The sequence below is a fragment of the Mesorhizobium sp. B1-1-8 genome (assembly GCF_006442795.2).
Lineage (GTDB): Bacteria > Pseudomonadota > Alphaproteobacteria > Rhizobiales > Rhizobiaceae > Mesorhizobium.
In genome coordinates, this window is record NZ_CP083956.1 from 5,561,754 (window position 1) to 5,587,990 (window position 26,237).

The 26,237-nt window shown below is 62.9% G+C and carries 17 protein-coding genes; 7 read left to right on the plus strand and 10 right to left on the minus strand.

What is annotated here, in order from left to right; translation table 11 throughout:
- Positions 1 to 117: 117 nt before the first annotated feature.
- From FJ974_RS27090 to FJ974_RS27110, 5 genes are all read right to left on the minus strand, one after another.
- On the minus strand, positions 118 to 2,349 hold the full coding sequence (locus FJ974_RS27090) for a GumC family protein (protein ID WP_140532971.1): 2,232 nt from the start codon (positions 2,347 to 2,349) through the stop codon (positions 118 to 120).
- Between the two features lie 2 nt (positions 2,350 to 2,351).
- Positions 2,352 to 4,343: an asparagine synthase (glutamine-hydrolyzing) gene (asnB, locus tag FJ974_RS27095; RefSeq protein WP_140532970.1), complete on the minus strand. Its 1,992-nt coding sequence runs from the start codon at positions 4,341 to 4,343 to the stop codon at positions 2,352 to 2,354.
- Positions 4,343 to 5,605, minus strand: coding sequence for an O-antigen ligase family protein (locus tag FJ974_RS27100; protein WP_140532969.1), 1,263 nt, complete (start codon positions 5,603 to 5,605; stop codon positions 4,343 to 4,345). The genes asnB and FJ974_RS27100 overlap by 1 nt, the downstream gene beginning before the upstream one ends.
- Positions 5,605 to 6,813, minus strand: coding sequence for a glycosyltransferase family 4 protein (locus tag FJ974_RS27105; RefSeq protein ID WP_140532968.1), 1,209 nt, complete (start codon positions 6,811 to 6,813; stop codon positions 5,605 to 5,607). Before FJ974_RS27105 ends, FJ974_RS27100 begins: the two co-directional genes overlap by 1 nt.
- A gap of 868 nt (positions 6,814 to 7,681) precedes the next feature.
- A complete protein-coding gene (locus FJ974_RS27110; RefSeq protein WP_140532967.1) occupies positions 7,682 to 9,418 on the minus strand; it encodes a calcium-binding protein in 1,737 nt (578 codons plus the stop codon).
- A gap of 432 nt (positions 9,419 to 9,850) precedes the next feature.
- Here FJ974_RS27110 and FJ974_RS27115 point away from each other — a divergent pair, with 432 nt between their 5' ends.
- The 4 genes from FJ974_RS27115 to FJ974_RS27130 all read left to right on the plus strand — a co-directional run bounded on the left by FJ974_RS27115 (position 9,851) and on the right by FJ974_RS27130 (position 14,555).
- Positions 9,851 to 11,599, plus strand: coding sequence for a type I secretion system permease/ATPase (locus FJ974_RS27115; protein WP_140532966.1), 1,749 nt, complete (start codon positions 9,851 to 9,853; stop codon positions 11,597 to 11,599).
- Positions 11,592 to 12,965, plus strand: a complete 1,374-nt coding sequence (locus FJ974_RS27120) for an HlyD family type I secretion periplasmic adaptor subunit (protein ID WP_140532965.1) — start codon at positions 11,592 to 11,594, stop codon at positions 12,963 to 12,965. Before FJ974_RS27115 ends, FJ974_RS27120 begins: the two co-directional genes overlap by 8 nt.
- 214 nt (positions 12,966 to 13,179) lie before the next feature.
- Positions 13,180 to 13,653, plus strand: a complete 474-nt coding sequence (locus FJ974_RS27125) for a hypothetical protein (RefSeq protein WP_226891424.1) — start codon at positions 13,180 to 13,182, stop codon at positions 13,651 to 13,653.
- Between the two features lie 152 nt (positions 13,654 to 13,805).
- Positions 13,806 to 14,555, plus strand: coding sequence for a pseudouridine synthase (locus tag FJ974_RS27130; protein ID WP_140532964.1), 750 nt, complete (start codon positions 13,806 to 13,808; stop codon positions 14,553 to 14,555).
- A 9-nt stretch (positions 14,556 to 14,564) separates the two neighbouring features.
- Here the strand turns inward: FJ974_RS27130 and FJ974_RS27135 are convergent, their stop codons facing one another.
- Both FJ974_RS27135 and FJ974_RS27140 read right to left on the minus strand, forming a co-directional pair.
- Complete coding sequence (locus FJ974_RS27135; protein ID WP_140532963.1) at positions 14,565 to 15,146, minus strand: histidine phosphatase family protein; 582 nt, start codon at positions 15,144 to 15,146, stop codon at positions 14,565 to 14,567.
- Between the two features lie 133 nt (positions 15,147 to 15,279).
- Positions 15,280 to 16,614, minus strand: a complete 1,335-nt coding sequence (locus FJ974_RS27140; RefSeq protein WP_140532962.1) for a dicarboxylate/amino acid:cation symporter — start codon at positions 16,612 to 16,614, stop codon at positions 15,280 to 15,282.
- A gap of 237 nt (positions 16,615 to 16,851) precedes the next feature.
- On the opposite strand from FJ974_RS27140, the gene FJ974_RS27145 reads away from it, so the two are divergent.
- The 3 genes from FJ974_RS27145 to FJ974_RS27155 all read left to right on the plus strand — a co-directional run bounded on the left by FJ974_RS27145 (position 16,852) and on the right by FJ974_RS27155 (position 20,643).
- A complete protein-coding gene (locus FJ974_RS27145; protein ID WP_181177091.1) occupies positions 16,852 to 18,717 on the plus strand; it encodes a sensor histidine kinase in 1,866 nt (621 codons plus the stop codon).
- Positions 18,714 to 20,063 (plus strand): sigma-54-dependent transcriptional regulator, encoded by a 1,350-nt coding sequence (locus FJ974_RS27150; RefSeq protein WP_140532961.1) that lies wholly within the window; start codon positions 18,714 to 18,716, stop codon positions 20,061 to 20,063. The genes FJ974_RS27145 and FJ974_RS27150 overlap by 4 nt, the downstream gene beginning before the upstream one ends.
- 238 nt (positions 20,064 to 20,301) lie before the next feature.
- On the plus strand, positions 20,302 to 20,643 hold the full coding sequence (locus tag FJ974_RS27155; RefSeq protein WP_140532960.1) for a hypothetical protein: 342 nt from the start codon (positions 20,302 to 20,304) through the stop codon (positions 20,641 to 20,643).
- An 85-nt stretch (positions 20,644 to 20,728) separates the two neighbouring features.
- Here the strand turns inward: FJ974_RS27155 and ggt are convergent, their stop codons facing one another.
- The 3 genes from ggt to FJ974_RS27170 all read right to left on the minus strand — a co-directional run bounded on the left by ggt (position 20,729) and on the right by FJ974_RS27170 (position 26,215).
- Entirely contained in the window at positions 20,729 to 22,468 is a 1,740-nt protein-coding gene (gene ggt, locus FJ974_RS27160) for a gamma-glutamyltransferase (RefSeq protein ID WP_140532959.1), read from the minus strand.
- A 257-nt stretch (positions 22,469 to 22,725) separates the two neighbouring features.
- On the minus strand, positions 22,726 to 24,018 hold the full coding sequence (rhaI, locus tag FJ974_RS27165; protein WP_140532958.1) for an L-rhamnose catabolism isomerase: 1,293 nt from the start codon (positions 24,016 to 24,018) through the stop codon (positions 22,726 to 22,728).
- Positions 24,019 to 24,112: 94 nt separating this feature from the next.
- Positions 24,113 to 26,215 carry a bifunctional rhamnulose-1-phosphate aldolase/short-chain dehydrogenase gene (locus FJ974_RS27170; RefSeq protein WP_140532957.1) on the minus strand — a complete coding sequence of 701 codons (2,103 nt, stop codon included), beginning with the start codon at positions 26,213 to 26,215 and terminating at the stop codon, positions 24,113 to 24,115.
- Positions 26,216 to 26,237 lie beyond the last annotated feature (22 nt).

The following is a 26,237-nucleotide window of genomic DNA, read 5'->3' on the forward strand; positions in this document are numbered from 1 at the left end:
GCCCAGTAGCAAGTGAACGGCCCGGCGCCGATGAAACGACCTAAAGCATGTCTTTATCCCGAAAGCGCTGCACACTTTCGGGAGACATGCTTTATCCCCCCGCCGATCCGGTGATCCTCACGATATCTTCTCGTGCAAAAGATCTGCGCTGTCGCCGAGCCGATACCTGGCATGCTGCTTGAGGTTCACGCGCGTAAGGACGCTTCCCGTTGGGACCGAAGCGGCTCCATCCCCCTGCAGCAGTTCCAACACTCCGCGAGCGACACTGCGCGACGTCCAGCCCCAGCGAACGGCAAGAAGAATGGCGTCCGCCCAGCCGGCCAGGAACCTGGCTTCGGGCCCGGCAAGCCCCGACGGCCCGTTTATGATGACGACGCGGTATGCCGCATGCAGTTCGTCCCGGCAATCGGAGCTGTCTGCGTGAAACAGAAGAGCCAGCAGGTCCTCCGAAGCACCTACAGTCATCAGGTCTATGCCGATTTCAGGAATGCTGGCGACCGCATCCTCCAGGATACAGCGGTTGCTGATGAAGTCGCCGAAGGAACGGCGAGACTTGGGGCCGCCGAACTGGTGAAGGAACTCGCGGGTGAGTTGATTGCCCGTGCGTTCAAGATCGACCAGAAGGACTGGACCGTCCAGACGTGTGGCGGCCAAGGCCAAGCTCCATGCAAGTTCCGACCCCCCATCATCGCGCACGCTGGACGCCACAAGGATCGTATGCGGTGAACGCGTTCCCGCTCTATTCGGTGTCGCAGAGACCAGCAGAGATGTCACGGCCCGGCTATAGGCCGACTTGTTCCGGTGTAGAACGATCTCCCGGAGCTGCTTCAGGTGTACTTGCCCGGCCTCGGGAACAAGCCCCAGGCAAGGAACTCTGAGCTCGGCTTCGGCTTCGGCCTCGCCACGCAACGAGCGGTTGAAGCGATTGCGCACAAGGACGAAGATCGCAGCCAGGATGGCAAAGACAATCATTCCCGGCGGGATGAGAAAAACAGGTGGCAAGGTTTGCGGTTTGGTCGGCGGCCATGCCGGGGAAAGGATGGAAACTCCCGCTGTAGGAGCTGCGATGCGCCTGATCAAATCCTGCTGCTGGCTCAGAAGGTCGTTGTAGCGCTGCGTAAGCAGGGCGACCTGAGGCTCGAGCGCCCGCAACCCGGAAAGCCGGCCGGCAGTGTCGGCCACGACAGCGTCCAGAACATTCTTGCGATCTTCCAGAGCCCCGACCTGAGCCCGATAGATGTTCACCTCGGCGGTAATGCCGGCGACGGCTTGCTCGACCTGACGGTCGATCGCTTCATTCAAATCCTTGTCTGCCGGCGCGCCGGCCAGGCGGGCCGCAAGGTCGGTCAGCTCGGGCGTGCCGATGGCCTCGGCCAGCGAGGCGACCGGTGCGCCCTGCTTGCGAAGCTCCTGGATGCGTTGAAGACGGGATTCCATCGCGGCGAGATCCGCGTTGGACATCGATATCTGCTGGCTGAGATCGGCTCTCTCCTTGGCGGCGTTATCCGCCGAGCCTTGATCAACCGCGCCGTGGCTCAGCCGATACTTCTCCAAACGATCGGTTGCAGCGACCAGGTCGCTTTGCACGCGAGGCAAACTGGCAACGACCCCATCGAGTTCCAGCTTGTCCGATGCTTGCCTTTTTTCGGCGAGGTCGTCGACATAGACCTGAGCGAACGTGTTCGCCACCATGGCGGCCCGCGCCGGGTCTTCATCGGCGAAACCTACGGAAATGATCCTCGATCGCAGCTCCTGACCAACCCTGGTGCGGTTCCTCAACAGCTTCAGTTCGGAATCGGCCGCGGCTTGCGGGCTTTGCGTCGCCCCAGTGCTCTGCGGCCAAAGTCGCTGGATGAGGTTGGCTGCAAACGAACGACTTTCCGGAACGATACCGGGTGCCGGGCCAGGCTTGGAATTTCCGGTTTTCGAAGCGCCTTGTCCAGGCGTGCTGGCTTCTGTTTTTTGCAACGCCGCCGCGACGCGACGCAGGTGACCTTGTGACGACAACATGGTGATGTGGTCATCGATGCTCGAATCGATCAGATCCTGGGCAGAAGCTCCAACGGCGGGCAGCGAATTCCGTGCCGGCGGATCGATGATAAGCTGAGAGGTCGCCTCAAACAGAACGGGGCGCGCGAGGCCTACCAGCGCTGCCAGGACCCCACCCAGAATGGCAAAGGCGAGTATCGACCATTTTCTCCTCGCCAGGGTCACCATGAGCTGATGCGATTGAGCTTGTGGGCCCGCGTATTCACGCCTTGGCCACTTGCGCTCTCTGTTTTCAAGAACCAAGGGCGCTGGTTGAGCGGCTCGAGGACGTTGAATTCGGCTGACGGCGGAACCTGCCATTTCTATACTCCTGCCAGGTCGAGTTCGCGGGATTTGTCTATTGGCGCTCTTTGCCGCCCGGCTTCATTGCGCCAGGCACGGAACATCAGCGCCGACCACAATTCGCGGGACCGGTCCTGTCCGCGCATATGGTCGCGCCAGCATGCGTCCACCTTCGTGCTGTCAAGCACGCCGTCCGGGTCGCGGCGAATGTCTGCGAAGAGATCGCTGGCCCAGCTACGCAGCGGCCCTCGCAGCCAGGCGGCGATGGGAACGTCGAAACCCTGTTTCGGCCGGTCGATCAGCCGCTGCGGAAGATACCGGCGTAGCAGATGGCGAAGGATCCACTTGCCTCTGCCGTCGCGCACTTTTGCTTCGGAGGGAAGACGCCAGGCGAATTCGACGACCCGGTGATCGAGCAGCGGACATCGACCCTCGAGGCTGTTGGCCATGCTGGCGCGGTCCAGCTTCACCAATATGTCGCCGGGCAGGTAGCCGGCCATGTCGTCGTACAGCAGACGCGACAGCAGCCCGTCCAGTTGCGGTGCGCTGGCGATCGAAGCGGGAGAGCCATGGCGCGTGAGGTCTTTGGTCGGCGACACAAGCAGCCGCCGGTACAACTCGTCCGCATGCGCCGCGGTAAGCAAACCGGCGAAGCGATCGAGCCGGTCGCTGCGCAGCATATGGCGCACATTTGCGGCAAGCGGCAAGCTGCTTAGGAAATCGTCGCGGGCCACACGGGCCAACAAGCCTACACCGGCTGCCATCACGCGCCGGAGCGGCAAGGGCAGGCTTTGGTGACGCTTCAGCCGGTCCGCCATGAAGTGGCGGCCGTAGCCGGCGAAACACTCATCTCCGCCGTCGCCCGACAGCGCCACGGTAACATGCTGACGGGCGAGCCGCGCCACCAGCAGGGTTGGTATTTGCGATTCGTCGGCGAACGGCTCGTCCCATATCCGCGGCAATTCCGGAATGACATCGCGCGCGGCGGCGGACGAAAGATGAAGCTCGGTGTGATCGGTCCCCAGATGTCGCGCGACCTCGGCCGCGTAGGGCGCCTCGTCAAAGCCGCCTTCCGCGAAGGCGATGGTGAAAGTGCGCACCGGACTTCTGGATTGAGCTTGCATCAGGGCCACGACGGCCGAGCTGTCGATGCCACCCGACAGAAAGGCGCCCAGCGGCACATCGGCAACCATCCGTTCGCGAACGGCGAGTCGAAGCAGATCATCCAGTTCATCGGTTAGTTCGTCATCGCCGCCGACGATCGGTTGTTGCCGGCCGTTCGCCGCGACTTCGGCCAGCGACCACCAGCGGCTGCTGCGCTGGGAAAGCGAGGCCGCACCGCCTGCCTCGGCAATATCTGCAGCCTTTATCGAGAGGACGGAGCCGGGCGGCAGCTTGAACGCGTCTCGCCAGATGCAGCGGTGATCCGGCACCCATCCCTTGGAGAGCATCGCGGCCGCCGCATCGAAGTCGAGGTCAGCCGAGAAACCTGGAAAGCGGTTGATCGCCTTCAGCTCGGAAGCAAAAACCAGCGCACGCCCTGCCAAAGCGACGTAGAGTGGCTTTTTGCCCATTCGATCCCGGGCGAGATGAAGGGTCCTGGTCTTCAGATCCCATAAGGCAAATGCGAACATGCCGGCAAAGCGCCGGAGCGCGGCCTCGAGTCCCCAACTCTCAATGGCGCACAGCATAACTTCCGTGTCGCTGGTGCTGTGAAAGCGGTGACCGGCGCCTTCGAGTTCGCGCCGCAGGTCCCGGAAATTGTAAATTTCACCGTTGAAGGTGACTACATATCGCCCGCTTGCGGAATACATGGGCTGGCGTCCACCCTCGGACAGGTCGACGATCGCGAGTCGCCTGTGACCCAGGGCAATCCCGGCTTCACGATCTGTCCAGACTCCTTCGCCATCCGGCCCGCGATGCCGAAGCGATGTCATCATTTGCGCTATTTCGTCGAGCGGCCCGGTATCGGCCGCATCGTTCGCCAGAAGAATTCCAGCAATCCCGCACATCACACGGCCCTCAGCATCTCGAGCCGCCGACCGACCTGGCGAGGCGTTCCTGCGACCAGGCAGAAGGTCAGCACAAACCACACGATCGGATGGCGGATGATCAGATGTGGTATGCTGAAGACAGCCACTGACGCCAACAGCACCAAGAGCGCATCGAACTGACTGCGCCAGGCGGACATGGCGGCCGATCCAACGATCCACAACAAGACGAGGACGGCCATCAGTCCCCCCTGAAGGTAGAGATCGAGGATCGTGTCGTGAGCCTCAAAGGGCAGGTACGCAAATTGCTGGTCGAAGACCGGCGGGCGGTCGAGATGCGGACCGGGACCAAGGCCAAGCGACCCGGATTGCAACCCCTTCTCCACCGCCGCCCCCCACAGATAGACCCGAAGTGCGAATGTCTCGGCCGTTGCTTCCCCGCCGCCGTCCTTGGTGAGGCTCTTGGCGAAATTTTCGACGCTGGTCTCTTCGGTCACGGCGTAAGGCATCATCGCCACTGCGAGCGGGAGCGCGCCCAGCATCAGCAAAACCGCAATTTGCCGAGGAAGGCTCGGTCGATTGCCGTTGGATGCCAACCAAGCCCTTATGCGCAGTCCAAGGAAAACGAGACCGCTGACAACGGTTGTGTAAAGATAGGTGTCGCTCTTGGTCAGCCGTCCGACATAGAAGATCAGAATCAGGCTGGAGAACGCAAGGAACTGCGCCCATCGATTGCCGGTGGTCGTTCCGAGATGCAGCGCCAATGGACCAAAGATCGCACAATAGAGTGCGAGTTGGTTCGGATTCTCGGACCAGCCGCGGAGCCGGTCCCAGTACCAGGGATCGACGCCGGACTGATGGAACCAGCCCCAGGCAAGTCCAAGCTGGACGGCAAAGGCGACGTCGGCGATTGCGATCATCCACCAGCCGGTGCGCCGCAGATGGTGCGCGGCATCGGGCTCCAGCGCCGCCAGGCAGGTGAAGCTCGCCAACAGCACGTAGGCCATGGTGTCGTGCCACACTCCCGTCATGTAGAGCACGGTGGTCAGATAGCCGACGATCATTCCAATTCCCAAAGCCAGGGAAAACAGCAACCAGAAACTCGCGAGTTGAAAAAAGACCGGCGTCGCTTCGATGCGGCCGCCAGCAAGTATCCGGATGACCGACAGCATGATCCAAAGCGCCAGGAACAATTCGCCTAAGCCGAATGGCCAGGCCGGCACCGATAGTTGCGACGCAAAGGACAGGGTGACGCCGCAGGCAAGCAATCCGTCGCGCAACATCACTGCACCCCGCCCAGCCGGCGGTTGCCGATGCCGTCGGCGAAAGGTGGCAGAGCGAGACCGCCGCCGGGCTGGGCGCTGAGGGTGCGCCCATAGAGGTCGCAGTACTGGTCGACGATCCGCGAAAGCGAAAACCGCTCCCGAACAAGCGCCGCGGAACGCCCGCCCATGATTGCTCCGAGCGGACGATCCGACAGTATGTCAACTATTCGACTTGCAAGCGCATTGGCGTCGCGCGGCGGGACGAGGTAACCGTTCCACCCGTCTTCGACGACATCGCTGCAGCCGGGCATCCTTGATGCAACTATCGGCAATCCTGCGAATCCTGCTTCCAGCAATACACGCGGAATCCCCTCGCGGTATTGGGTTGGAAAGGCGAACGCGTCGGCCATGCCCAGGAGAGCGGGAACATCCTGGCGTTTCCCCAACGCAATCACGTGAGGAGCAAGCCGTTTGATCTCGGACTCGTCGACAGCAAACGGTCCTTCCGATTGCCGCGGACCGACAAGCACAAACCGCGCATTCGGCCTCTTGGCGAGGACATGCGGAATCGCTTTGAGGAGCGTCGGTATTCCCTTCTGGCGCGTCAGGCGGCCGACAAAGATGACGACTTCAGCCGACTGCAGCCCAAGTTCCTGCCGCATCCTCATTGCCGAGGGGCCAAGGCGTTTGGCCGCTGTGAACGCATCGATGTCGATGCCGGAGCCGCCAATCAGCCGCCTGTCGCCGCGCGCGATCAGCCGATATTTTTCGAAAAACGCCTGATCCTGGCGGTTTTGGAAAACAGTCACGGCCGTCCAGAACGATGCAAGCCATTGCAGGCCACAAAACACCGGTCGCAGGGCCAACGCGCGCGGCTCAAGCGATGAGAACGTCCAGCCCAACCCATTTATCGTGCGGATAACCGGAGCCTGTCCACGCACCGCCAGCGGCGCCAGAAGGTTGGGCTTGGTATCGAAGCTTTGAACGATATCCGGGCGAAGTTCCGATATCAGCCGGCGAAGCATTCTGATGGCTCCAGGCCTGCCGCTGCCGCTGGCGAAGCGGTCAAATCCGTAACGCGTGTGCGCAATTCCGTGTCGCCGAAATGGAGCCTCATCGCCGCTTGAGATTGCAGATACCCGAAAGCCCCTCTCCCGAACCTCCATGAGGAACGGAATTCTTAATGCGTGGTCCTCGCCTCCAACGCAAACCAGATGCGGGCTCATCTTGCCGCTCCCGCAACCCAGCGGTGCTTCGGCAGCCGCAAGTGGTTCGAAGCTGAATTGTGTCTCATGGCCCGATTTCGTCGCGATGGGATGCGATGCCAAGCTACGGGCAGGCCTGATCTTTGTCCTCGTATGTTCGAATGACGTTGACTTCACCGACACCGCGGGGGCAACGGTGAGTTGGCCAGGTTCCGGAGAACGCGAGACCAACGTTGTTTGAGATCGCACCGCCTAAAGCATGTCTTTGTCCCGAAACCGCTGCACACTTTCGGGACATGCATTGGTGGTTCCGGGCAGGCGTGCGGCGCTACCGGCAAAACGGGCGTCCAGCCATCAGGTCAACGAGGCTGGCGGCCTCTTGGGGAAGCGGCGTTTATCGCCAAACTCGCCACCAGGACAGAGAGTTTATTGCTGCCCATTACGCGGAGAGAGGTAAGGTCTATCGGAGAATGTATACTCGTATGCGCGGTGTCGCCGATCTTCTTCGAACACCCTGATCCAGCGGACCTCGGAGCTTCGGAGCGTGATGTCCCGTTTTGTCGCAAGTTTTGCAGCTCGGAAGGGTGTCGGTGCAGCAACCCGGTGCGTGACCACCACCTTGCCAGCGAAAATCTCCTCGACCTCGTAGTTCGGCATTTGGTCCTCCCGCACCAGCAATCATAAACCTCGATCACTGGGAATTGTTCCCGGCGGAGGCCAGGAAAATCATCGGGCGGGTATGCCAATAGTATATGATCAGCCCAAGACCGTCCATGGGGCGCGAGCCAGCCTGTCTTCCGGCTGAGACTCCTCTGATTTGTCGACGATTGACGGATATCAGACGACCGATCCGGCAGGAACGTCCAGTTCCTGCCGGAAAGGCGCGTCTTCAAACCACGAAAAACGAATTCGCGTGGAGGGAGAGATGCGGCGCAAGCGTGGCAAAGTGCGTCGGGGCGTGGCCGCCGCTTCCGTCGCTGTCAAAAGAGAGCGCCCCGGTCGAACTGTCGTAGACGATGTGGTCGCCGGCCGCATGCGCGGCTTTACCGATGTGGAAATTGGCGGCGGAAAGCGCACCCGGGTGAAGTCCGGTGAATACGCTATGGTCGAGTTGAATCTTGTCCTGGGAGACGTTGAAGTCCGTGATCCGATCGACGTTTCCGGCGCCAAGAGCCGTATTGAACACAAAAGTGTCCTTGCCGCCCAGGCCCGTCAACGTGTCGGAACCGCCACCACCGTTGATCTTGTTGGCGCCGGCATTGCCCTGGATGGTCTGGGCCAACTCATTGCCGGTCAAGTTGATCGCGGCCTTGCCGTTGGCCTGCATGGTGGCGAGGTGCTCAACGGATGAGCCCGCTGAGAGAGCATAGCTCACAGAGGCAAGCACCTTATCGATGCCGCCGCCTTTCTGCTCCAACACCTTGTCATGCGCATTGTCGACATAGTAGGTGTCGTTGCCGCCGTAGCCCTTCATGGTGTCGGCACCGCCGCCGCCATTGATCTTATTGGCGCCGTAGTTGCCGTTGATTGCCTGGCCGAACTCATTGCCCTTCAAGTTGATCGCCGCCTTGCCGCCCGTATTTGTGGTGGAGAGTTGCTCGACGTGCGAACCGGCCGATAGAGCGTAGCTGACCGAGGCCAGCACCTTGTCGAAGCCGCCGTTTGCCGCCTCCATCACCTTATCGTGCGCGTTGTTGGCATAGTAGGTGTCATTGCCATTGGTCGGGTGGAATGAATCCGCGCCCTTTGTGCCATGGAAAATATGATCGCCGGCCGATGACTTGACGGGATCAGAGGGCGAGGTGGGCTGTGAAGTCGGGGGCGGTGTCGGGTCTGAGGTTGGCGGCACCGGCTCGGAAGTTGACGGAGGCGTCGATGAGGTCGACCCGGCGTTGTGCTGGCGGAAGACGGCCTGCAGCTCAGGCGAGTTCTCAAGCGCGGTGTCGCCGTTCTGCGAGCCCCACGCGTAGGCATAGTCGAACGCCGGCGACGGAACCAGCTTGGCCCAGTGATCCATCATCGTCTGCATCTCAGATGCGTTGGGCATGACGTGTTTTCCGCCCGTGTCGGTCGCCCAGCCGCCACCGCCGAACGCCTGATACACCGGAATGATCTTGTCGGCGGGGATGCCGGACTTCACCGCCGCGGCCACGGCTCTGTCGATCATATTGTAGTCGACAGTCGTCGTGCCGGTGCGTACCGGATAGGGATCCAGGCCATAATAGTCGATGCCAGTGCTCGCCGGATTGTAGGTGTTGGAAAAATCCGGATTGGTCGACGATCCCATGTTCATCATCGTGATGAAGGTCTTGGCGCCCGGGAAGTGAGAATGGATCCAGTCGGATTCCGCCTTTAGATTTGCGGTGCTCGCATAGGTCCCCCATCTGCCGGTGGGATCCGGCTCATCCATGAGAAAGAATCCGAACACCTTCGGGTTGTTGAGGAAAGGAGTGACCTTGTCGATGAACGATTGGGTGACGCCGTCATGGGCGCTGAGATAAACCAAGCCCTTCATTCCGTCAGGCAGTGCATTGACCTGCGAAAGATACTGCACATCGACCAGGTTGAACCCGGCGCCTGCAACTTCGGCAGCAGATCCGCCCGAAGCATAATGGAGAGTTGCCATGCTTTTTCCTTTTGTCTGATGATTCGGCAACGCACCCCCGCAGCGGCTTGGTTAACGGAAAGCTATATTAGACAGAAATCACATAAGGATATCGTCGGTCAAAATAATTGATCAGCAGGAAAAAAGGGGCCGCCACGAGGATCGGCAGGTAACCCGCTAAGTTTGCCGTTTATAAGCGGAATTGCCGATTCCCCGCCCTGGGTAAACCTGGGCTTGCGCCAGGGTCATCCACTGAATTCACAGATTTGTCAGTCCCTGAATCCGAGCCACGATCATGATTTCGCTTCATTTTGAATAAACCTCGAATAACTTAGCGACGCCTTATGTCCGGTAATGTCACGCGGACCGGACGATTCCCCCGAGTAAGAGGTTGTTTACATTGGACCGAGCCAAGAAAGCCACGCGGCACTTCCGCGTGAAAAATTGCGGATTATGAAGACAAGCCAGGAACACTCTCCCCCTCTACGCTTCGCCATATTGGACTGCGTGCCCGGACTGATCGGCGTTGGAGTTTTTTCAGCTGTAATAAATGTGCTGGGGCTGACCGGATCCCTCTATATGCTCCAGATCTATGATCGGGTGCTGCCTTCCCAGAGCGTTCCGACACTGATCGGATTTACCGTCGGGATGCTGGGTCTTTATGCCGCCTACGGGTTGCTCGATTTCGTGCGGCTTCGCCTGCTGGTCCGCATTGGCAGCCGGCTCTACAGGAACCTGCACCAAAAGGCATTTTCCATATCGCTGCTGCTGCCGCTCAAGGCCGGCCGGGAAGCGGACCGGGTGCAGCCGCTGCGGGACCTCGACCAGTTACGCGGCTTCCTGTCGGGATCGGGGCCGACTGTGGTCTTCGACGCTCCTTGGATCCCGTTTTATCTGCTGATCATCTATATGCTGCACCCGGCGCTCGGCGTGCTGGCGACGATCGGCGCGCTTGCCGTCGTGATGCTGACTGCGGTCGCGGAGGTGCTTGGTCGCCGGCCAGCCAGGCTGGCATCGGAAGCCATCCTAACGCAGCGTTTCCTTGCCGATGCCGGCCGCCGCAACGCGGAGGTCGTCCATGCCATGGGGCTTTCCTCCAGGCTCGCCGCGCGCTGGGGCGGGATCATACATGCCCATCTCACGCATCAGGAGCGGCTCTCCGATGTCATCGGAGGAACCGGTTCTCTGTCGAAGGCGCTGAGGATGGCGCTGCAATCCCTTGTGCTGGGACTTGGCGCCTATCTGGTGATCGGCGGTGAGGCTTCCCCCGGCGTGATCATCGCATCCTCCATATTGCTGGGCCGCGCGCTGGCTCCCGTGGATGCCGCCATCGCCAACTGGCGGGGATTCCTGTCGACCCGGCAGAGCTATTTCCAGCTGAAGGCGACGCTCGATGCGTTCGGAAGCCCTGTTGAGCCCATGGAACTGCCACGCCCGCAAACGCGGCTGACGGTCGAGAAATTGACGGTAGCGCCGCCAGGCTTGCCAAAACCGACGGTGGTCGACGTCAGCTTCCAGCTGTCCAGCGGTGCAGGAATGGCCATCGTCGGCCCGAGCGGCGCGGGCAAGACGACGCTGGTGCGCGCGCTGGTCGGAATCTGGACCCCGCTTCACGGAAAAGTAAGACTGGACGGGGCCTCTCTCGATCAGTGGGATCCACATTCGCTCGGCGCCCATATCGGCTATCTGCCGCAGGATGTGGAGCTCTTCGACGGGACCGTCGCGGACAACATTTCAAGGTTCGGCGGCAAGGCCGATGCCAAAGGCGTGCTGGCGGCAGCCAGAGACGCGGGCGTCTACTCGATGATCATGCATTTGCCGGAAGGTTTCCAGACCCGCATCGGCGAGGGCGGCAGGGCCTTGTCGGCAGGACAAAGGCAACTCATCGGCCTCGCACGGGCGCTTTATGGCGATCCGTTTCTGGTCGTCCTGGACGAGCCCAATTCCAACCTGGACGTGGAAGGCGACGCTGCCTTGGCCACGGCGATCCAGGCGGTGCGCCAGCGTGGAGGCGTCGTCATCGTCGTCGCACACCGCCCGTCCGCCCTTACCAACATCGACCAGGTCCTGGTCTTGTCTAACGGCACGATCCGCTCGTTCGGCTCGCGCGAGCAGGTGCTGACCAGCATGGCGCAGCCGCCCGCTGCGAACCGTTCCTCTCCGGTGATCCCGCTGCAGAAAGGCGTGAGCGGACATGCGTGATCTTCTGCCCCGCCTTTTTACGCTCCTGCCGTCCTATGCTGGCCTCGGCGCTGGTCAGCGCTCCGCTGAAACTGGCTTGCTCAAGAGGCCAGGCAGGATATGGCCCAGCATGGCGCTCGGCCTTAGCGTGACTTCATTGCTGGTCGTCGGCGGAGGACTCTGGCTTGGCCTGACCAAGATAGCGGGCGCGGTGATCGCGCCGGCGACCGTGGTGGTCGAGACCAACACCAAAAAGGTTCAACATCAGACCGGAGGCACGATCGGGGGCATCTTCGCGCAAGACGGCGACCATGTGCGGGCCGGCGCCGTTTTGGTCAGGCTGGATGACACGCTTCCGCGGGCCAACCTGAAGATCATCAGCGAGGATCTCGATCGCACCACCGTCCGCCTTGCCCGGCTGGAGGCCGAACGCCAGGGGCTGCCGACGATGCAGCTTCCAGCCAGCCTCCAGGCGGAAATGGGCAGGCCGGACCTGGCCGCGCTTGTCAATGGCGAGCGCATTCTGTTCGACACGCGTGCATCGGCATTGGCAGGGCAAAAGGCGCTTTTGCGGAGCCAGACGGAACAGCTCCAGCGCCAGATCGAAGGTCTCAAGGCGCAGCAGACCGCAACAGATGAGTCAGCGGTTTTCCTCGGCAGCGACCTTACGGATGTCAATTCTCTTTATTCGAAGAAGTTGGTGTCCAAGGAGCGGGTGAGCAACGTCAGGTTGGATGCGACACGGGCCAAGGGTGAATCCGGGCGGCTGGCGGCTGCGGTGGCCGAGGCTCAGGCCAAGATCAGCGAGACCGAGCTGCAGATCCTGCAGCTTGACGAGCAAAGGCGCAGCGATGTGACGAGCGAGCTTCGCGAAACGGAAGCCAAGTGGACCGAACTCAACGAGCGCAAGGTCGTGGCGCAGGACGAGCTGACCAAGACGGAAATTCGCGCTCCGCAATCCGGGACGATACAACAGTCTTCCGTCCACACGGTTGGCGGCGTAGTCGCCCCGGGCGAGCTGCTTATGACGATCATTCCCGACGCCGACAACCTCGTTGTGGACGCGCTGATCCCGCCGTCCCGAATAGACGACGTACGCCCGGGACAAAGCGTATCGATCCGGTTTCCGGCTTTTGACGTCGGCACCACGCCTGTCTGCGAGGGCTCGGTCAAATACATCTCCGCCGACCTGATCAGAGATCCGCAGCGTCAGCTTTCGTATTTTTCGGCGCGCATCAAGGTCGAGAACAAATCGAACTGTCTGACGGAAGCCAAGGAACTGAGACCGGGCATGCCGGCCGAGGTTCACATCCGCACCGATGAGCGCAGCGTTTGGTCTTATCTGTTGAAACCTCTGACGGATCAGATGTCCAAGGCTTTCCGATAGCAGGACGGTGGTCCTCCGGCAGGCCATGCCGGCCACCCTGTTCGACCTGCCGCCGATCGCCGGCGGCTGACGACGTCGAATTCGCCCAGCCGCCGAATATCCGCTGAGCGGCTTGCGCGAAAATCCGATTGGCAAGATTGTACCCGACGGCAGCCGGGCAAACCGGCACGCCGCAATCGGTATGGCTGCTGGAAATCGAATGTCGCGAGCGTGCTTGGCCCTTCTCGCCATTGTTGCCTTGGGGAGCCCGACAGATGCGGGCGAGGGCATGTCGCATCTGTTCGATCGCGCCGATCTGGCGACGGCCTATCTGCGCGAGTCGGATATTGTGACCGCATACACGACAGGCATGGCGCGCTACCGGCTCCAGTTCGCGGCGCTTGGCGGCGCAGCCAATCTCGCTGTCCCGCTCGAACCCCGGCTGCTGCGGCCGGAATTTGTCGCACGGACGTGGCGTTCTGCGGACGGCAGTCTGTTGCAGGGCTTCGCCGGCAAAGGCGGCTTCCGGCTGACTGTCGGCAACTGCCTTGCCCGCATCTGCCTGGCAAGCGAATGCAGCGAGGCCGGCTGGCCGGTCTACGCCTGCAGCGACGGACGCAAGCGCAAGATGTCGGTCAAGGACTTCGTGACGGCAAATTTCGACGGCATCTCGTACAGGCGATTGAGCGCGCCGCCCCAGCCGGAGTGAGCTTTCGCGACGCTGCCGCAAGAGCCTTGCCGGCGGGGCAAGCGCGAACTGCCGGATCCGATCCGAGCACCTGGCCAGGCTGAAATACTTGGGTTGCGTTGGTATCGTCGCACGTGGCATGCGCATGCCGTTTGGTCTCGAAGGAACAATCCTTGGCAAATTCGCCGGACACCATCAGGCGGCGCTCTGCCGCGAAGGTCAGCCTCAGCCGGGCGCTGTCGAAGCTTGGGTTTTGCTCACGCAAGCAGGCGGAGCTGCTGATCGCGGACGGGCGCGTGCGGGTCGGCGGCAAGGCGGTACGCGACCCCACGCTGCGCGTCGATCCCGACCGCGACCGCATCACGGTCGACGGCGAGCGCGTCGTCGGCGGGCGCAAGGTCTATCTGATGCTCAACAAACCGCGCGGGCTGGTCAGCACCCGCGACGATCCCGAGGGCCGCGGCACGGTCTATGACTGCCTGGAGGGGCTCGACCTGCCCTTCGTGTCGCCTGTCGGCCGGCTCGACAAGGCAAGCGAAGGCCTGCTGTTGATGACCAACGACACGCACTGGGCGAACGACCTGCTCGACCCCGCTTCGCATGTCGCCAAGACCTATCACGTGCAGATTGCTTCGGTCCCCGACGACACGATGCTCGAGCGGTTTCGCAAAGGTGCCGACGTGGATGGCGAGCTGCTGACCGCGAGCTCGATCGAGCTCTTACGCAGCGGCGGCCGCACCGCGTGGCTGGAGATCGTGCTCGACGAAGGCCGCAACCGCCAGATCCGCCGCCTGCTCGGCGCTTTCGACATCGAGGTGCTCAGGCTGGTGCGGGTGGCGATCGGCCGGCTTGAAATCGGCGATCTGGCCAAGGGCAAGGCGCGATATTTGACGGCCGAAGAGCTGGCTACCCTTGCTGAGTAAGAGCCGGAGCTATTTCTGGTTCCAGCGGCGAATGACCGGCTCGGTCAGGTCGTGCTCATAGCCGAGCATGCTGAGGCTTGCTGTATCGAGCACGAAGTGCTCGCCGCCTTCGGGCGGCAGGCCGGTCCAGCGCGCCGCAAGCACGCGCAGGAAATGCGAACTCGAGAATATGAGCACATTGCCGGCGATGGCGCGGAGTCCGGCGATAATGGCATCGGCCCTGGCGCCGACATCGGCGGCTGCCTCGCCGTCCGGGCAGCCGTCGCGGAACAATTGCCAGCCGGGGCGCCGGGCGAGGATGTCTTTCGTCGTCACGCCTTCATAGGCGCCATAGTCCCATTCCTGCAGGTCGTCCTTCTTGACTGCAGCAGCGCCGAAGCCGGCGAGCCGGCAGGTGTCGAAGGCGCGCTGCGACGGGCTCGACCAGACGGCCTGGAAGGTCAGGCCTCCAAGGCGCTCCGCCACGCCGCGTGCCGCGGCCTCGCCGTTTGCCGTCAGCGGAATGTCGGTGCGGCCGGTGTGCTTTCCCAATGCGCTCCATTCGGTCTCGCCGTGCCGGACCAGGTAGATTTCGGGAAACGCGCTGCTCATTTCATCGGCCCCTCGCTACTTGCGCCAAGGCCGCCAGGCGCGGCCCGCGCCACCCTATGCGGCGCCTGCCGAAAAGAACAGGCCGCGACCGGCGAACCGGTCGCGGCTTATCAGGCTTGGGAGACCTGATCGCTCAGGCGGGCTGCAGCCCGCCGGACAGCGCGAGGTCGGCCTCTTCCGGCAGCGTGCCGGCCATGGCGGCGGCGAACTGCTTCTGGTCGAGCTCGCCCTCCCAGCGCGCCACGACGATGGTCGCCACTGCGTTGCCGACGAAGTTGGTCAGCGCCCGGCATTCCGACATGAAGCGGTCGACGCCGAGGATCAGCGCCATGCCGGCGACCGGCACCGAGGGCACGACCGAGAGGGTGGCGGCGAGCGTGATGAAGCCGGCGCCGGTGATGCCGGCGGCGCCCTTGGAGCTCAGCATGGCGACGAGCAAGAGCAGGATCTGGTCGCCGAAGGTGAGCGGCGTGTCGGTCGCCTGGGCGATGAAGAGCGCGGCCAACGTCATATAGATGTTGGTGCCGTCGAGGTTGAAGGAATAGCCGGTCGGGATGACCAGGCCGACAACCGAGCGGTTGCAGCCGGCGCGCTCCATCTTGGCCATCAGGCCTGGCAGGGCAGCCTCCGAGGAAGAAGTGCCGAGCACCAAAAGCAGCTCTTCCTTGATGTAGCGGATCAGCGCCAGGATGGAGAAGCCGTTGTACCAGGCGACAGTGCCGAGCACGACCAGCACGAAGAGCAGCGACGTCAGGTAGAAGGTGCCGATCAGCATGGCGAGGTTGGCGATCGTGCCGATGCCGTATTTGCCGACAGTGAAGGCCATGGCGCCGAAGGCGCCGATGGGGGCCGCCTTCATCAGGATGGCGACGAGGCGGAAGATCGGCGCGGTCAGCGCCTGCAGGAAATCGACGACCGGCCGCCCGCGTTCGCCGACGAGCGCCAGCGCCATGCCGAACAGCACCGAGAAGAACAGCACCTGCAGGATGTCGCCTTGAGCGAAAGCGCCGGTGATGGTGTCGGGGATGATGTTCATCAGGAAGCCGACGATGGTCGTGTCATGCGCCTTCTCGGTGAAGGTCGAAACTTTCGAGGCGTCGAGCGTGGCCGGATTGATGTGCATGCCGGCGCCCGGCTGGACGACGTTGGAGACGACGAGGCCAACGATGAGCGCCAGCGTCGAGAAGACGAGGAAGTAGATCATCGCCTTGCCGGCGACGCGGCCGACCTTGTGCAGGTCGGAGACGCCGGCGATGCCGGTCGCCACCGTCAGGAAGATCACCGGCGCGATGACCATCTTGACCAACTTGATGAAGGCATCGCCAAGCGGTTTCAGCGAAGCGCCGATGTCGGGGTAGAAATGGCCGAGCAGGATGCCGGCGGCGATGGCCGCCAAAACCTGCACGTAAAGATGCCGGTAAAAGGGAACCTTGCCGCGCGGCTCGGCGGCAGCGATTGCTGTCTGCATGGTGTCTCCTCCGTTCATGCCCCGATCGAGAAGCTCGACCTCCCAGGGCAGTTGACCTCCACAGCCTCGCGGCTGCTGGACATGCATCTGCAACGGGCGTGCCAGATTGTCTCGGAGGACTCTTTTCATTGATTTTGCAGGGTTTTTCGCCCGATCCGAGGACGCGTTCCAGGGTAGCGGTGCGGCTATCCGCATAGGTCGAATTGTGCTTTGTGCGAAATCATGCACAAATGCGGCATGCTGCAACGCTCCGCCGCTGCCTTCGCCTCGACGCCCGAACTGCTCGCCGGGCGGGCGCGGCGCGCCTGGCTGCTGTTCGCGGCGATCGCATTTCTGATCGTGCTGGCAGCGCTCTACGGTGCCGGCCTCTACGGCCGTTCGACCGAGATCGAGGCGCTATCCGCGCAAGGTCGCACGGATGCCAATCTCAAGGTCGCGCTGCTGCGCGCGGTGCTGGAGAATCCGCGCGCACTGCCGCTGCTCCTGTCCGAAGATCAGCAGGTGCATGACGCGCTGAGCGAGCGCAGCCCTGCCTCGATCGATGTGCTCAATCGCAAGCTCGAAGGGCTGGTTTCCGGCACCAAGGCCTCGGTGCTCTATGTCACCGGCACGGATGGATTGGCGATCGCCTCCAGCAACTGGCGCGAACCGGTGAGCTTCGTCGGCAACGACTACGGTTTTCGCGCCTATTTTTCGGGCGCGATGCAGTCCGGCACGGCCGAGTATTTCGCGCTCGGCAATGTCAGCAAGCGTCCGGGTCTCTACATTTCGCGCCGCGTCGGCAGCGCGGCAGCGCCGCTCGGCGTTGTCGTCGTCAAGATGGAGTTCGACCAGCTCGAGGCCGACTGGCACGAGGCGAACCGCCCCGCCTATGTCAGTGACGAGCACGGCATCGTGCTGATCACCAGCGTGCCTTCCTGGCGCTTCATGACGACGGCGCCGCTGGCCCCCTCAGTCACGGCTGACATCCGCGCCAGCCAGCAGTTCGGCGAGGCGCCGCTGGTGCCGCTGCCGATCACGCGGCTGCAGGCGCTGAGCGCCGATGTCGCGCTGGTCCACGCCATCATGCCGGGCGGCAGCGATGCGCAGTATCTTCGCCTTTCGACGCCGGTGACCTCGACGCCGTGGCGGCTCGACTATCTCGTCCCGGCCGAGGCGCCGATTGCCGCGGCGCAGCGCGAGATGCGGCTTTTGGCGCTCGGCGCGGTCATTCCGCTCATCGCCCTCGCCGCCTATCTGTTGTGGCGCCGGCAGTCGGCGCAGATGCGGATCGCTGCCGAACAGGTGGCGCGTGCGGAACTCGAACGCCGCGTTGTCGAGCGCACCCAGGACCTCAGCCTGGCGCGCGACCGGTTGCAGGCCGAAATCGCCGATCACCGCAGCACCGAAGCCAGGCTGCAGGTCATGCAGCAGGAGCTGGTACAGGCCAACCGTCTCGCCACCCTCGGTCAGGTCGCCGCCGGCGTGGCGCATGAGATCAACCAGCCGGTGGCGACCATCCGCGCCTATGCCGACAATGCGCGCGTGTTCCTGGAACGCAAGCAGACGACGCCGGCCGAGGAAAACCTTGGCGCCATCGCCGCGCTGACGGAGCGCATCGGCAGCATAACCGAAGAGTTGAAGGCGTTCGCCCGCAAGGGCCGCACCGCGGCCGAGGCAGTCGAGCTGCGATCCGTCATCGAAGGCGCCGTCGTGCTGCTCAGGAGCCGCTTTGCCGGACGGATCGAGGCGCTGGCTATCACGCTGCCGCCGCCGACGCTCAAGGTGATGGGCAACCGGCTGCGGCTGGAGCAGGTGCTGATCAATCTGTTCCAGAACGCGCTGGAAGCGCTGGAAGGTCGTGACGACGCGGCGGTCGAGGTCTCCGCCGCGGAGACCGCCGACGACGTGACGCTCATTGTGTCCGACAACGGGCCGGGTATCCCGCCGTCGATCCTGAAATCGCTGTTCACGCCGTTCAACACCTCGAAAGAAAAGGGCCTCGGGCTCGGCCTCGTCATCTCCAAGGACATCGTCGCCGATTATGGCGGGCGCATCGAGGTTTCGAGCAGCGGCCAAGGCACCCGTTTCACCGTCCACCTCTCGAAAGCCGGCGCGGCATGACCAACGGCAACCCGGTCATCCTGATCGATGACGACGGCGACCTGCTCAAGGCGACAAAGCAGACGCTGGAGCTCGCCGGCTTCGCAGTCTCAGCCTTCGCCTCGCCAAGCGAAGCGCTTGCCGCCCTCGACGCGAGCTTTGCCGGCGTTGTGGTGTCGGACATCCGCATGCCCGAGATGGACGGCCTGCAGCTCTTCGACCGCGTGGTCGACCTCGACCCGGACATCCCCGTCATCCTCGTTACCGGACACGGCGACATCGCGATGGCGGTCAAGGCAATCAAGGACGGCGCCTACGACTTCATCACCAAGCCGTTCGCTGCCGACAGGCTGGCGCAAAGTGTGTGGCGCGCGGCGGAAAAGCGCCGGCTGGTGATGGAAAACCGCGCCTTGTGCGAGGCGGCCGAGCAGGCGCAGGACAGTCTGCCGCTGATCGGCCAGACGCCGGCGATGGAGCGGCTGCGCCGCACGCTGCGGCAGATCGCCGACACCGATGTCGACGTGTTGGTGACCGGCGAGACAGGCTCCGGTAAGGAAGTGGTGGCGAGCCTGCTGCATCGCTGGAGTCGCCGCGCCAAAGGCAATTTCGTCGCGCTCAATTGCGGCACGCTGCCAGAGACGGTGATCGAGAGCGAATTGTTCGGCCACGAGGCCGGCGCCTTCACCGGCGCGCAGAAAAAGCGCATCGGCCGCATCGAGCATTCGAGCGGCGGCACGCTGTTCCTCGACGAGATCGAAAGCATGCCGCCCACGACCCAGGTGCAGATGCTGCGCGTGCTGGAAATGCGCGAGGTGACGCCGCTCGGCACCAACGAGGTCCGGCCGGTCGACCTGCGCGTCGTCGCCGCCGCCAAGGTCGATCTCGGCGATCCCGGGCAACGCGGCGCCTTCCGCGAGGACCTTTATTACCGGCTCAATGTGGTGACGATCTCGATCCCGCCTTTGCGCGAGCGGCGGGACGACGTGCCGCTGCTGTTCGGCTATTTCGCCGAGCGCGCCGCCGCGCGCTTCCGGCGGCCGGTGCCGACAGCGCCTGCCGCCATCCAGCGCCAGCTGAGAGAACACGATTGGCCGGGCAATGTGCGCGAGCTCGCCCATTTCGCTGAACGATTCGTTCTCGGGCTGGAGGAAGCGGGCGGCAGCTCTTCCCCAGCGAAGGCGGAGCCCGACGCCGCTATTTCATTGCCGGAGCGGCTGGAGCGCTACGAGGCCGAGATCATCCGCGAGACACTTGGCCGCAATGACGGCGACGTCCGGCGCACGATCGAGGCGCTCGGCATTCCGCGCAAGACCTTCTACGACAAGCTGCAGCGCCACGGCATCGTGCGCAGCGATTTTTCCAGATAGATCGAGCCCAAAACGATTCATCTTTGTCGTGAGTTTTCAAGCAATTCCGAACGGAAAAGCCGCTTTGCGCTTTCCTGGAATTGCTCTTTGGAACCGCATCGCCCATCAGACCGTTGAACGCGACCGGCAGACCGTGGCGCGTCGGCACCATCGGGTGCTGAACATATCACAGCAACGGCGTTGCTGGTTGCGCTCGGCAGGCGTTGATGGTTTGTTGCCGCTCAGCGGAGAATGAGTGATGCGCGAATCCATCGGTCAAGACGAATACGGCTCGGCCAACCCGTTCGATCCGGACGATCTGCCGAATCTGAACGCAATAGGGCCAAGCGCGGGCAGCAATGATTTCGAGAAATACGCCGTCGCCGTGATCATCGTTTTCGGCGCGCTGATCATCGGCGGGCTGATGGCCGCCTCGATGACTTTCGGCCACCGCAACGGCTTCCTGTTCGCGCTCGGCGGCGCCACTGCCGCCTGGATTTCCGGCAATGCCTTGCTGCTCGACCGCCCGCGCATTTATGCGCTGTTCGTCGGCATTGCGGCGGTGCTCCTGATCGGCTCTACCTTAACGCTGGTCATCTGATCGGGGATCAGAGGGAGCCACTATCTCTTTGTGTTTTTACGCAATTCCGGACGGAAAACCGTGTCACACTTTTCCTGGAGTTGCGCTAATATCCCAGCGCCTCACCCGATGCAGCGCGGCTGTCGATGGCGCCGTTGTAGCGGGCGCCGCCGCCTTTCTCGATTTCCGCCAGGCTCTTGCCACCAACCAGGATGCCGGCCGCCTGTCCCCACGTCTGGTCAGCGAGATTAAGGTGATAGCCCAAGCCGGCGAGCAGTTTTTCGGTGTCCGGGGATAGACCGAACGGCTCGATATAGACGGTGTCGGGCAGCCATTGATGGTGGATGCGCGGCGCGTCGATCGCCTCCTGGATGTTCATGCGGTGGTCGATGACGTTGACGATCGCCTCCAGCGTGATGGTGATGATGCGCGAACCGCCGGGGCTGCCGATGACCATGAACGGCTTGCCGTCCCTGGTCACCACCGTCGGGCTCATCGAGGACAGAGGCGTCTTCTTCGGCTGGATGGCGTTGGCCTCGCCTTGGACCAGCCCGTAGAGGTTGGGCACGCCGGGTTTTTGGGTGAAATCGTCCATCTCGTTGTTGAGCAGGATGCCGGTGCCGGCGGCGACGACGCCCGCGCCGAAGGAGCCGTTCAGCGTATAGGTCACTGCGACCGCATTGCCGTCATTGTCGATGATCGAGTAATGCGTCGTTTCCTTCGACTCGCCGAAGCCTTTGGGCATCAGGTCTTTCGAGACGCCGGCGCGGAACGGGTCGATCTTGTCGCGAATGTCCTTGGCGTAGCCCTTGTCGAGCAGCTTGGGGACGGGGTTGTCGACGAAATCCGGATCGCCGAGCGCCGAGTTGCGGTCGATATAGGCATGGCGCATGGCTTCCACCATGACATGGACCGTCTCGGCCGAGCCGGCGCCGAGATAGGACAATGGATAGCCTTCGAGCACATTGAGGATTTCGCAGATGATGACGCCGCCGGAGCTCGGCGGCGCCGAGGAGATGATCTCGTAGCCGCGATAGGTGCAAGTGACAGGCTTCAGCTCGCGCACGGCGTATTGCTCGAAATCGGCCTTGGCCAGGATGCCGCCCTTGGCGCCGCTCGCCTTGACGATGGCGTCGGCAATGGCGCCCTTATAGAACGCGTCCGGACCTTTTTCCGAGATCGCCGACAGCGAGGCGGCAAGGTCCGGTTGGACGAGCTTCTCGCCGATACCGTAGGGCTTGCCGTCCTTTTTCAGGAAGATGGCGGCCGCCGCCGGGTCCTTCGCCAGCCTGTCGGCGTTGCCGGCGAACGACGCGGCGTCGCCCTGGTTGAGCACGAAGCCATCCTTGGCATAAGCAATCGCCGGCGCCATCAGATCCTGCCTCGACAAGGTGCCGTATTTCTGGCGAGCCATCTCGAAGCCGGCCACCGAACCCGGCACGCCGACGGCAAGGTAGCCGTCGAGGCTGGCGCCCTTCACCGGATTGCCGTCCTTGTCGAGGTACATGGTCTTGGTCGCGGCAAGCGGCGCCCGCTCGCGGAAATCGATGAAGGTCGAGCGGCCGTCCTTCAGACGGATGGTCATGAAGCCGCCGCCGCCGATATTGCCGGCGTCGGGATAAACCACGGCCAGCGCATAGCCGACGGCGACGGCGGCATCGACCGCATTGCCGCCCTTCTTCAGCACGTCGACACCGACTTGCGTGGCGAGATGCTGGGCGGTCACCACCATGCCGTGCTCGCCCTTGGCTGGTTGCGGCGAGGCGGCGAAGACGGAGGCGGATGGCGTGAGCGCGAATGCGAGCGAAAGGGTGACGCCAATCAGCGTCCGGCGGGTCAAGGGCATGGCGGTGCTCCTGGCGTTGGTTGCACACAGGAAAGACCGTTGTGGGGATTTAGTCCAATAACAATTGAAGCAGCGGGCAGAACCGTGCCCCTCACCCGGATTGCCAGCCGAATTGCGAAAGGCAATTCGGGGCAATCCGACCTCTCCCCCGAGGGGAGAGGAGCCGGTCAGCGTCGACGTGAACCTCTTCTCCCTCGGGGAGAAGGTGGCCGCGAAGCGGCCGGATGAGGGGGAGTGCAGGCAAACTGGTCGAGGTCTCAAACAATCCCGCCGCCGCCGCCGGCGACCGCCGGGCGCTCCGCCGCGACCTTCGCCCGGTAGCCGGCTTCGCGATAGGCGGCTACCGGATCGATGGCGCCGCCCGTCTTCAGCCGCGCCATGGCGAGGATCGGCTCGACATCGGTGCGGTAGGCGGCCTTCAATGTCTGCGTCGCCATCAGCGCATCGTTGGCTTCCTGGAAACCTTCCAGCGCCTCGCGGTCGACCAGCAGCGCCTGCGCGTAGGCGCGCTGCACTTCGACCGCCGACAGCATCAGGCTTTCGATCGGGTCGGTGACATTGTGGCTCTGGTCGAGCATGTGGGCGGGGTTGAATCCTTTCGCGCCGGAAAGCTCGGCATCGACCAATTCGTTGAAGACCAGGAACAGCCGGTAGGGATCGATCGAGCCGGTATCGAGATCGTCGTCGCCATATTTGGAATCGTTGAAGTGGAAGCCGCCGAGTTTTTTGAACTGGATCAGCCGCGACACGATCATCTCGATGTTGACGTTGGGCGCATGGTGGCCAAGGTCGACCAGGCAGAAGGCCTTATCGCCAAGTTCCTTGGCGATGATGTAGTTGGTGCCCCAATCCTGCACGACGGTCGAATAGAAGGCCGGCTCGTACATCTTGTGCTCGGTGAACAGCCGCCAGTCGTCCGGCAGGCCGGCATAGATTTCGCGCATGGCATCGAGGTAGCGCTCGAAGGCCTTTGCGAAATTGACCTGGCCGGGGAAGTTGGAGCCATCGCCGATCCACACGGTCAGCGCCTTCGACCCAAGCGTCTTGCCGATCTCGATGCATTCGAGATTGTGCTCGACCGCCTGGCGGCGCGTGCCGGCATCGGCATGCGACAGTGAGCCGAACTTGTAGGACAGCTTCTGGTCCTTGGCGTCGGAGAAGGTGTTGGAATTCATGGCGTCGAAGCCGAGGCCAAAGCGCGAGGCCGCCTGCTTCAGCCGGTTCGGATCGGCCTTGTCCCACGGGATGTGCAGCGATACGGTCGGCGTCGCCTGCGTCAGTTGCTTAATGACGGCGCAGTCCTCGATTTTGTCGAAGATGTCGCGCGGTTCGCCGGGGCCGGGAAAGCGGGCAAAGCGGGTGCCGCCCGTGCCGACACCCCAGGAGGGAATCGCCACGGCGAATTTCTCGACCTTGTTGCGAATGGCGTCGATGGCGATGCCTCGGCGGTCGAGGCGCTCGCCGAGCGAGGCGTAGTCGCGTTCGAGATCTGCTTTGCGGGTGGTGTTGCTCTTCTCGACGACGTCGGCGGAGATGATTGTTTCGGACACTGCACTTCCTCCCAGTACTCGTTAAGCTGGCGCCGCTCCTCATCCGCCCTTCGGGCACCTTCTCCCCTAGAACGGGGAGAAGGGAAGCGCGCGCCTACCGCGTAAAGCTCTGCGCGTTGCCGGCGTCGACGTTGACGATATTCCCCGTGGACTTGGCCGACATGTCGGAGGCGAAGAAATAGATCGCCTCGGCGATATCTTCCGGAAAGACCGAGCGCTTCAGCATCGAGCGCGAGCGGTAATGTTCCTCGAGCTCATCAGTCGACATCTTGTAGGCGGCGGCGCGCTGTTCCTTCCACTCGCCGGTCCAAATCTTGGAGCCGCGCAGCACGGCGTCGGGATTGACGACATTGACGCGGATCTGCGCCTCTGCGCCTTCCAGCGCCAGGCAGCGCGCGAGATGGATCTCGGCCGCCTTGGCGGTGCAATAGGCGGCGGCGTTGGGCGAGGCGGCAAGGCCGTTCTTGGAAGCGACGAAGACGACATTGCCGCCGATCTTCTGGGCGCGGAACAGCCGGAAGGCCTCGCGCGACACGAGGAAATAGCCGGTGGACAGGATTTCCATGTTGCGGTTCCAGAGCGCCAGCGTCGTCTCCTCGATCGGCGCTGAGGAGGCCAGCCCGGCATTCGAGACCAGAATATCGATGCCACCGAACTCGACCGCTGTTTCGGCGAAGCCGGCGATGACCTGATCCTCCGAGGTGACGTCGATCCGCACCGGCCGGACGAAATCCCTGCCGTAGGCCTTGGCCAGTTCGTCATTGGCGCTGGTGAGCGCTGCCTCGTCGATATCGGCCAGCACCACGCAGGCGCCCTCGCGCAGCAGCCGGGTGGCGGTGGCGCGGCCGATGCCGCCGGCGCCGCCGGTGACCAGCGCGATCCGGCCGGCAAGCGACTTCGGCTTCGGCATGCGCTGCAGTTTCAAATCTTCGAGCTGCCAGTATTCGATGTCGAAGGCTTCCTGTGCGGGCAGGCCGACATAGGACGAGACGGTCGAGGCGCCGCGCATGACATTGATGGCGTTAACGTAGAATTCGCCGGAGATGCGCGCCGTCGCCTTGTCGCCGGCAAAGGTGAACATGCCGACGCCCGGCATCAGATAGACCACGGCGTTGGGATCACGAATGGCGGGCGAATCCGCGTGTTTGCAGCTGTCATAATAGGCCTGGTAGCCGGCGCGGTATTCGGCGATATTGTCGGCAAGGCGCTCGATAACCGCATCGACGTCGGGCTTGGCCGGATCGAATTCGATAACCAGCGGCCGGATCTTGGTGCGCAGGAAATGGTCCGGGCACGATGTGCCCAACGCCGCAAGTGGGCGCAAATTCTTCGAATTGACGAATTCGAGCACGGCGGGCTGGTCGTCGAAATGGCCGAGCTTGTGGCCCTTTTCGGAGATCAGGCCGCGAATCCTCGGCATCAGTTTTGCCGCGATGGCGCGGCGCGCTGCGGCATCGAGCGATTTCACCGCCTCGCCGCCGAAGATCGCCACGCCTTCGGAGCGGCGCTCGAACCATTCCATCGCCTGGTTGATCACCGAAATCGTCGTCTCGTAGCATTCCTTCGGCGTGTCGCCCCAGGTGAACAGGCCGTGGCTCTCCAGCACGACGCCCTTGGCCTCGGGATGTTCGAGACAGAATTTCTCCAGCCACAGACCGAGTTCGAATCCCGGCCGCTTCCATGGCAACCAGCCGATGGCGTCGCCGAAGATCTCCTTGGTCAGGGCTTTCGAATCCTTGGCCGCGGCGATGGCGATGATGGCGTCGGGGTGCATATGGTCGACGCAAGCCTTCGGCACATAGGCGTGCAACGGCGTGTCGATCGAAGCCGCGCGCGGATTGAGGTTGAAGGTGCAGTGCGGCAGATAGCCGACCATCTCGTCCTCATGCTCGACACCGCGATAGAGGCCCTTTAGCGCGCGCAATTTGTCCATGTAGAGTGTAGCGAAGCCGTCGAGCTTGATCGACGCGCTGTCGCCGCCCGAACCCTTGACCCACAGCACCTCGACCTCCTCGCCGGTCAGCGGATCCTTCTGCCAGACCTTGGACGAGGTGTTGCCGCCGCCGTAGTTGGTGACGCGCTTGTCGGAGCCGAGCGTGTTCGAGCGGTAGACCAGAAGCTCGGGCCCGCTCATACCCTCGGCCTTCGCATCGTCCCAAAGGTTGGCGAGGCGCGAGCCGGAGCGCTTGTCGAGCATAGGTATCCTCCCTTGAGAACGC